The organism is Streptomyces sp. UNOB3_S3 (assembly GCF_020740895.1).
In the GTDB taxonomy this organism is placed as follows: domain Bacteria; phylum Actinomycetota; class Actinomycetes; order Streptomycetales; family Streptomycetaceae; genus Streptomyces.
In genome coordinates, this window is record NZ_JAILXP010000333.1 from 1 (window position 1) to 7,927 (window position 7,927).

Sequence of the window (7,927 nt, forward strand, 5' to 3'; positions counted from 1 at the left end):
GGGCGGTAGGGCGAGGGGTCGGTGGGCGGTCCGGGGACGGCCGCGTGGAGGGGGTTGACCTGGAGGAAGTCGGAGCCGGCGGAGCGGCCCGCCCAGGCGGCGAGGTCGGCGAGGTCGCCGAGGTCCCCCATGCCCCAGGAGCGGGCGGACAGCAGGGAGTAGAGCTGGACCAGGAAGCCGTGGCCGCGCTCCGGGGGCGTGGGCAGCCGCTCGGGCGCGACGATCAGCGGCGCGCTCGCGGACCGGCCGTCGGGGGTCCGGGCGCGCAGGACGTGGGCGCCGTACGGGAGGGGTTCCGCGCCCCCGCGCGAGCCCCCGTCCGCGTCTCCGTCCGCGCTCCCGTCCGCGCCCCAGGGGAGCGTGGCGCCGTCCTCCGTCTCGACGGTCAGGGCCGTGCCCCGGGGCAGCGGGGGCGGGGCGCCCGCGCGGCCCCGCAGGACGACGGCCGGGGGCAGCAGCCGGCCGCGCCCGGCCTGCTCCCGGGCCTCCAGGGCGGCCCGGACGGCCCGGGGCGTGGAGGCGTCGACGCCCAGCGCGGCGAGGACCGCGACGAGGGTGTCCTCGGGGACCCGGACCACGCTGCCGGGCGCGGTCTCGTAGGACGTGGCGACGCCGTGCAGCCCGGCGAGGCGTGCTCTGTCCATCCGGACCTCCAAGGTCGCCACCGCCGACGGCTTCTGCCTACCCACTCCGCGCTGCGGCCGACACATCCGTACATCCCGCCGGGCATTACCGGCAGTTCGGTCACCTGCGTTGACATCGCTTCAGCGCTGGTGATGGGCTCGTCGCGGCTTTCCCGGGGCACCGCCCCGCACCTCGGTCCCACACCTTGGTCCCGCCTTGGTCCCGCAACTCGGTCCCGCAACGCGTCCGGAGGAGAAGAACCATGTCCCACGGAAGCGACGGAAGCGAGCGGACCGGCCGGGCCGTGGGCACGGGGCGCCTGGGGCGTCCCGGGCCGCGCCGCGCCGGGGTCACCGTACTGGCGGCGGCGCTCCTCGGCGGGCTGCTCGGCGGGGCCGGGGACGCCGTGGCCGACCCCCTGCCGGGTGATGCCGCGTCGGCCGCCGCCGGTTCACCCGGTTCCCCGGACCGGGAGAGCGCCGGGGCCCTGCCGCCGGTGTGGCCGCGCCCCCAGTCGGCGCGGGCCCTGGGCACGTCCGCGCGGGTGGGCGACGAGGTCACGCTGATGGCCGATCAGGGGACGGACCAGTACGCCCTGGAGGCGCTGCGGGACGTGCTGCGCGCCCAGGGCGCCCGGACGGTCGTGGACGCGCAGCCGGGCGGCACCCCGCCGACGGGCGGCCTGATCGTCTACGCGGGCGGCAAGGCGGCCGAGGACGCGCTGCGCGCGCTGGGCGCCCAGCCGGTCGACGACCTCCCCTCGGGCGGCTACCGGCTGGCCACCGGGCAGCTGGACGGGCGGCCGGTGGTGGCGCTGGCGGGCGTGGGCGAGGACGGGCTCTTCCACGCGGCGCAGACGCTGCGTCAGCTGGCCGTGGCGCGCGACGGCGGCCGCGCGTTCGCGGGGGCCGTGATCCGCGACTGGCCGGGCACGGCGGTGCGCGGGCTGACGGAGGGCTTCTACGGGCAGCCCTGGTCGCACCAACAGCGGCTGGCGCAGCTGGACTTCCTGGGCCGCACCAAGCAGAACCGCTATCTCTACGCGCCCGGCGACGACCCCTACCGCCAGGCCCGCTGGCGCGCCCCCTACCCCGCCGAGCGGCGCGCGGAGTTCCGGGAGCTGGCCGAGCGGGCCCGCCGCAACCATGTGACGCTGGGCTGGGCGATCGCGCCGGGGCAGGAGTTGTGCTTCTCCTCGGCCTCGGACATGCGGGCGCTCAAGCGCAAGGCCGACGCGATGTGGGCGCTGGGGGTGCGCGCCTTCCAGCTCCAGTTCCAGGACGTCAGCTACAGCGAGTGGCACTGCGGCGCGGACGCGGACGCGTTCGGCTCCGGTCCCAAGGCGGCCGCGAAGGCGCAGGCGAAGGTCGCGGGCGAGCTGGCGAAGCACCTGGCGGCCAAGGGCCCGGAGGCGGCCCCGCTGTCGCTGCTGCCCACCGAGTACTACCAGGACGGGCGCACCGCCTTCCGGCGCGCGCTGGCCGAGGCGCTGGACCGGCGGGTGGAGGTGGCCTGGACGGGGGTCGGGGTGGTGCCGAAGACCATCACCGGCGGTGAACTGGCCGACGCCCGGGCGGCCTTCGCGCACCCGCTGGTGACCATGGACAACTACCCGGTCAACGACTTCGCGCAGGACCGTATCTTCCTCGGCCCGTACACCGGCCGTGAGCCGGCCGTGGCCGCGGGCTCCGTCGCGCTGCTGGCCAACGCGGCGGCACAGCCCACCGCTTCGCGCATCCCGCTGTTCACCGCCGCCGACTACGCGTGGAACCCGCGCGGCTACCGGCCCGACGAGTCCTGGCGGGCGGCCGTCGACGACCTCGCGGGCGGGGAGTCGGGCGACGCGGCGACGCGCGAGGCCCTGCGGGCGCTCGCCGCGAACGACGCGTCCTCGGTGCTCGGCGGTGAGGAGTCGGCGTATCTGCGCCCGCTGCTGGACGCCTTCTGGGACGCCCAGGGCACGGCGGACGCCGGCCGGCTGGCCGAGGCCGCCGACCGGCTGAAGGCGGCCTTCCGCACCATGGCCGGCGCCCCCGCGCGGCTCACCCCGCTGCTCGGCGGCGAGGTGCGGCCGTGGCTGGAGCAGCTCGGCCGGCACGGCGAGGCGGGACAGCGGGCCGTGGACATGATCACCGCGCAGGCGCGGGGCGACGGCGCGGCGGCCTGGAGCGCCCAGCTGGACGTCCAGCGGCTGCGCCGGGAGATCAACGCGGGCCGGGCGACCGTGGGCAAGGGCGTGCTGCTGCCCTTCCTCGAGACGGCCCTGGCCCGGGCCAACGGCTGGACCGGTGTCGACCGGCCGCTGCGCACGGCGGGCGCGGCCACCGACGGCGACCCGGCCACGGCCGTCACCCCCCGGCCGGGGGTCCCGCTGTCCGTGCGGCTGCCCGAGCCGCGTCCGCTGACCGTGGTCACCCTGCTCACCCAGCCCGCGCCCGGGGCGGGCGGCGTGGTCGAGGCCCATGACCCGGCCCGGGGCTGGCAGCCGCTGGGCCGGGTCGCGGACGGCGGCTGGACCCAGCTGCCGGGCAAGGGCGTACGGGCCGACGCGCTGCGCGTGGTGTGGGACGGCGGCGCGACCCCGCCCGCGGTGCACGAGCTCACCCCGTGGTTCGCCGACGGCGCCACCGCCGCCGTCGAGCTGACCGGCGGGGACACGGACGCGGAGATCGGGGGGCGGCCCGCGGTCGTCGAGCTCCGCATGATCAATCAGCGTCCGGAGGCGATCCGGGAGCGGCTCGCCGTCGCCGCGCCCTCGGGTGTGACCGTCAAGGCCCCGGCCGAGCTCACCGCCGTGCGCGGGGGCGTGACCACGGCCCGGATCGAGCTGTCGGTGCCGGCGGGGGCGCCCGCCCGGACGTTCACGGTGACCGTCCGGCTGGCCGGGCAGGAGCGGACGGTGACCGTCCGGGCGTATCCGCCGACCGGCGGCCCGGACCTGGCGCGCGGCGCCCGGGCGACGTCCTCCGGCGACGAGACCGCCGCCTTCCCGGCCTCGGCCGCGATCGACGGCGATCCGGGCACCCGCTGGTCGTCCCCGCACACCGATTCCGCCTGGTGGCAGCTGGAGCTCGCCCGGCCGGTGCGGCTGGGCCGGCTGGTGCTCCACTGGCAGGACGCCCACCCCGTCCGCTACCGCGTCCAGGTCTCGCCGGACGGCCGCACCTGGCGGGACGCGGCGGTGGTCACCGACGGCAAGGGCGGCGTGGAGTCGGTGCGCATGGACGCGCCGGACGCGCGGTTCGTGCGCGTCCAGGGCGAGAAGCGGGCCACCCGCTTCGGGTACTCGCTGTGGGAGGTGGAGGCCTACGCCGTGCGGGAGCCCGCCAAGGGGTCCTGAGCGGGGGCGCCGGGCCTGGCCCGGCGCCGCCCGCGCGGGGCCGTGAACGACGACGGCCCGGTCTCAGGCGGAAATGCCGTCGATCCGGGCCATCGCGTCCTCGGCGCCGTATGCCTCCAGGTAGGGCAGCCAGCGCGGGTCCCTATGGCCCGTGCCGATGATCCGCCACGCCAGGCCGGACGGCGGCGCGGGCTGGTGGCGCAGCCGCCAGCCCAGCTCCCAGACGTGCCGGTCGGCCTTGACGTGGTTGCAGCGGCGGCAGGCCGCCACCACGTTCTCCCAGTTGTGCTGGCCGCCGCGGCTGCGCGGGACGACGTGGTCGACGCTGGTTGCGACGCCACCGCAGTACGCGCAGCGTCCGCCGTCCCGGGCGAAGAGGGCACGGCGGGTGAGCGGGACGGGGCCCCGAAAGGGCACCCGCACGAAGCGCTTCAGGCGGACGACGCTGGGTGCGGGGATCGTGCAGGTCGCGCTGTGCAGAAAGGCGCCGGTGTCCTCAAGGCTGACGGCCTTCTCATTGAGGACGAGTATGAGCGCGCGGCGGAGCGGTACGACGCCGAGCGGCTCGTACGACGCGTTGAGGACCAGGACATGCGGCACGGGTGCCTCCTTGTACGCCGGCGGCGCGTGGCTCGCGCCGGGACGATCTCCTGCAAGTGTCCCCTGGTCCCCGCCACAAGCGCCACCATCATCGGGTAACGGGTCTCAGGTGTTTTGGAGCACACCCAGGACAATCACGGCCACTCACGCGCAAGACCTGTCCCATCTCGAACACAACAACGGAGCATTCCGTCTGCCCCGTTAGTGTGGTGGATCGGCCCGCGCCACTCCTCGTCGTGGGTCACGTCCCCTATCGGAGGATTTCTGCCGTGTTCCGGTCCGCTGCCCTGGCCGCAGACTCGACGCCCCGCCCTGTGTCCCTGGACGAGGCCCAGCGCACGGCGAACGACGCCGCGGGCTGGGTCGAGCAGAACTGGTCCGTCTGGCTGACCAACGGTCTGCGGATCATCCTGATCATCGTGATCGCGGTGGCCATGCGCTCCCTGATCCGCCGGGCCATCACCAAGCTGATAGCGCGGATGAACCGCACCGCCCAGGCCGTCGACGGCACGGCCCTGGGCAGCCTGCTGGTCAACGCCGAGCGGCGGCGCCAGCGCTCGGAGGCCATCGGCTCGGTGCTGCGCAGCGTCGCCTCGTTCCTGATCATGGGTACGGCGGCGCTGACCGTGCTCTCCGTGCTCAAGATCAACCTCGCGCCGCTGCTGGCCAGCGCCGGTGTGGCGGGCGTGGCCATCGGTTTCGGCGCCCGGAACCTCGTGACCGACTTCCTCTCGGGCGTCTTCATGATCCTTGAGGACCAGTACGGCGTCGGCGACGAGGTCGACGCGGGCGTCGCCAAGGGCACCGTCATCGAGGTCGGGCTGCGCGTGACCAAGCTGCGCGGCGCCGACGGCGAGATCTGGTACGTCCGCAACGGCGAGGTCAAGCGGATCGGCAACCTCAGCCAGGGCTGGGCGACCGCGGGCGTCGACGTCCAGGTGCGCTCCGACGAGGACCTGGACCGGGTGCGCGCGGTGATCGAGCGCACCGGCGAGGAGATGCAGAAGGACGAGCCGTGGAGCGAGCGGCTGGCGGAGCCCGTCGAGGTGCTGGGCCTGAACGCGGTCTACCTCGACTCGGTGGTCGTCCGGGTGTCGGCCAAGACCGTGCCGGGCAAGGCGCTCTCCGTGGAGCGCGAGCTGCGCTGGCGCATCAAGCGCGCCCTGGACGCCGAGGGCATCCCGATGGTCGGCCAGCCGCAGGAGGCGGAGCTGCGCACGGCGGCCGCGGCGGACCTGGCGGCGGCCGTCGCCGCCCCGTCCGCCATGGCCAACCCCGCCTCCCCGCAGTCGCTGGCCACGGCGCCGATCCCGCCGGTGCCGCCGGGTGTGACGCTCGGCAAGCCGTAGTCCCGGACGTCCCATGCCCGGAAGCCCCATGGGAGAGGGCCCCCTCACCGCCGATGTGGTGAGGGGGCCCTTGGCCTGTCCGGGGGCTCAGCCCTCCCGGAGGACCTTGTCCAGGAAGTCGTCGAGATTGCCGCGCAGCCGGTCCAGGCGCTCCTCGACGGAGAGGGACTCCTTGTAGCGCATGGCCATCAGCGGCGTCTTCTTCCCCCGCACATACAGCGAGCAGGCCAGGTCCGCGCACATATAGGCGCCGACCGTATTGCCGTCGCGGCCGGAGGCGCCGACCTTGCGGGCGGCCAGCAGGGAGACGCCCGAACCGCCGTGCGCGGTCAGGCACAGCGAGCACATGGTGGTCTTGGTCAGGGCCCGGGGCCCGCCCTGCGGCACCCGCAGGGTGACCCCCACCAGCTCACCCGCCCGCTCCGTCACGAGATAGCCCCGGTCCGGGGCGCCCGGGTCCCGCCAGCCCAGGAAGTCCAGGTCGGTCCAGGGGAGCCCGTCGAGCTCCCGGGGCAGGCTCATCCTGCGGGCCTCGCCCTTAGAGCAGTTGACGAAGGAGGCGCGTATCTCGCTGTCGCCCAGTGGTTCCATGCATCGGGAACCTACCGGCGACACCACCGGGGTGTCGCGTTATTTTTGCCTCGGAACTTTTGATTCCGCCGGTCCGGACTCCTTGACGGTGCGCTGACCTGCGCCTAACGTCCTGAGCGACCGATAGGAAAGTTTCCTTACAGATTTCTTACAGACTGTTTCGAGGGACGACCTCGAGGGCGGGGGACCAAGCGCCATGGCCGGAGTGGGAATCCCCGGGACGCCACGCGTCCTGCGCGCGATGAACGACCGCGCCGCGCTCGACCTGCTGATCAGCCACGGCCCCCTGACCCGCACCCGCCTCGGCGAGCTCACCGGGCTCTCCAAGCCCACCGCCTCCCAGCTCCTCGCCCGGCTGGAGGCCGCCGGGCTGGTGCGCGCCGTCGGCAATGTCACCGGCCGCCCCGGGCCCAACGCCCAGCTGTACGAGGTGAACCCCTCGGTCGCGCACGTGGCCGCCCTCGCCGTCGACGAGAAGGGCATCTCGGCCGCCGTCGCGGACATCGCGGGCACCGTCCTCGGCGAGCACCGCGTCGAGGCCGACGTCAAGGACGAGGGGGAGCCGGGCCGCACCGCCCACCTGGTGGCCGCCGCGGTCGACGGCGCGCTGGCCGCCGCCGGCCTGGGCTGCGAGGCCCTCCACCGCACCGTCATCGGCACCCCCGGCGCCCTCGACCCCCGCACCGGCACCCTGCGCTACGCCCCCCACCTGCCCGGCTGGCACTCGCGCACCCTGCGCGCCGAGCTCGCCGAGGTCATCGGCACCCCGGTCGTCATCGAGAACGACGTCAACCTCGCCGCCATCGCCGAGCACCACTCCGGCGCCGCCCGCGACACCGACGACTACGTCCTGGTCTGGATCGACGAGGGCGTCGGCGCGGCCATCGTCCTCGGCGGCCGGCTGCTGCGCGGGGCCACCGGCGGCGCCGGCGAGATCGGCTACATGCCCCTGCCCGGCGCCCCGCTCGCCCGCGGCGAGGCCAGGAACGCCCCGGACGGCGGGGGCGGCTTCGAGAGGCTCGCGGGCACCCTGGCCGTGGCCCGGCTGGCGCGCGAGCACGGCTTCGACGCCCCCACGGGCCCCGAGGCGCTGGAGCGCGCGGCGCGCACCCCCGGCCCGGCCGCCGACGCCTTCCTCGCCGAGCTGGGGTCGCGCATGGCCACCGGGCTCGCGGCGGTCGTCGCCGTCGTCGACCCGGAGCTGATCGTGCTCTCCGGCGCGGTCTGCCGGGCCGGCGGCGAGCGGCTCCGCGAGGTGGTCGAGGCCGGGCTGACCGGTCTCGCCCTGCCCCGGCCCCGGCTGCGGCTGAGCGAGGTCGAGGGCCCCGCCATCCTCATCGGCGCCCTGCGCACCGCCCTCACCGACGTCCGCGACGACGTCTTCGACACCGCCTGACGCCCCACCGTTCCCCCTGCTTCCCCC

General features: G+C 75.5%; 6 protein-coding genes. 3 read left to right on the plus strand and 3 right to left on the minus strand.

Annotated elements, in window-relative coordinates:
• Positions 1-644: 4-alpha-glucanotransferase (locus K6I33_RS27730; protein WP_229357274.1), on the minus strand; the 644-nt coding region annotated here is incomplete at its 3' end.
• Between the two features lie 242 nt (positions 645-886).
• On the opposite strand from K6I33_RS27730, the gene K6I33_RS27735 reads away from it, so the two are divergent.
• Positions 887-3,964 carry a beta-N-acetylglucosaminidase domain-containing protein gene (locus tag K6I33_RS27735; protein ID WP_229357275.1) on the plus strand — a complete coding sequence of 1,026 codons (3,078 nt, stop codon included), beginning with the start codon at positions 887-889 and terminating at the stop codon, positions 3,962-3,964.
• 63 nt (positions 3,965-4,027) lie between these two features.
• On the opposite strand, the gene K6I33_RS27740 is transcribed toward K6I33_RS27735, so the two are convergent.
• Positions 4,028-4,564: an HNH endonuclease gene (locus K6I33_RS27740; RefSeq protein WP_126914175.1), complete on the minus strand. Its 537-nt coding sequence runs from the start codon at positions 4,562-4,564 to the stop codon at positions 4,028-4,030.
• 269 nt (positions 4,565-4,833) lie between these two features.
• Here K6I33_RS27740 and K6I33_RS27745 point away from each other — a divergent pair, with 269 nt between their 5' ends.
• The gene (locus K6I33_RS27745; RefSeq protein WP_229357276.1) at positions 4,834-5,913 is read left to right on the plus strand and encodes a mechanosensitive ion channel family protein; all 1,080 of its coding nucleotides are present in this window, start codon (positions 4,834-4,836) and stop codon (positions 5,911-5,913) included.
• 87 nt (positions 5,914-6,000) lie between these two features.
• On the opposite strand, the gene K6I33_RS27750 is transcribed toward K6I33_RS27745, so the two are convergent.
• On the minus strand, positions 6,001-6,504 hold the full coding sequence (locus tag K6I33_RS27750; protein ID WP_229357277.1) for an FBP domain-containing protein: 504 nt from the start codon (positions 6,502-6,504) through the stop codon (positions 6,001-6,003).
• A gap of 196 nt (positions 6,505-6,700) precedes the next feature.
• Between K6I33_RS27750 and K6I33_RS27755 the strand changes: the two genes are divergently transcribed.
• Positions 6,701-7,900, plus strand: a complete 1,200-nt coding sequence (locus K6I33_RS27755) for an ROK family transcriptional regulator (protein ID WP_229357278.1) — start codon at positions 6,701-6,703, stop codon at positions 7,898-7,900.
• The last annotated feature ends 27 nt before the right edge of the window (positions 7,901-7,927 follow it).

Bases quoted from the DNA above. Each gene is read 5' to 3' on its own strand.
- K6I33_RS27735 (WP_229357275.1), top strand. From the start codon at position 887: ATGTCCCACGGAAGCGACGGAAGCGAGCGGACCGGCCGGGCCGTGGGC.
- K6I33_RS27750 (WP_229357277.1), bottom strand. From the start codon at position 6,504: ATGGAACCACTGGGCGACAGCGAGATACGCGCCTCCTTCGTCAACTGC.
- K6I33_RS27755 (WP_229357278.1), top strand. From the start codon at position 6,701: ATGGCCGGAGTGGGAATCCCCGGGACGCCACGCGTCCTGCGCGCGATG.